Source organism: Streptomyces sp. GbtcB7 (assembly GCF_019091445.1).
Taxonomy (GTDB): Bacteria; Actinomycetota; Actinomycetes; order Streptomycetales; family Streptomycetaceae; genus Streptomyces; species Streptomyces mirabilis.
This window is the reverse complement of sequence record NZ_JAGXJM010000496.1, coordinates 1-245: the sequence shown is the minus strand read 5'-3', so window position 1 is coordinate 245 and position 245 is coordinate 1. Positions and strand designations below refer to the sequence as shown.

Below are 245 nucleotides of genomic sequence, written 5' to 3'. Positions count from 1 at the left end.
CTGCTCTTCCCGCACGCGTCCCAGGTCCCTGCGCATCCAGCGCCGGCGCCGTCTCTACGGGGCGAAAGAACGGTCCAGCGAAGCCGTCTACGCCATCACCGACCTGCCCGCCGTGGAAGCGAACGCAGCCGAGATCGCCTCCTGGGCACGCGGACACTGGACCGGGGAAAATACCATCCACTGGTGCCGGGGTGTCACCTTCAACGAGGACAAGTCCCAAGCCAGGACCCACAACGCGCCCGCCG

General features: G+C 67.8%; 1 pseudogene. It reads left to right on the top strand.

Features of this window, described 5'->3' with window-relative positions:
• A pseudogene (locus tag KVT44_RS56600) lies at positions 1-245 on the top strand (transposase); the annotation flags it as partial.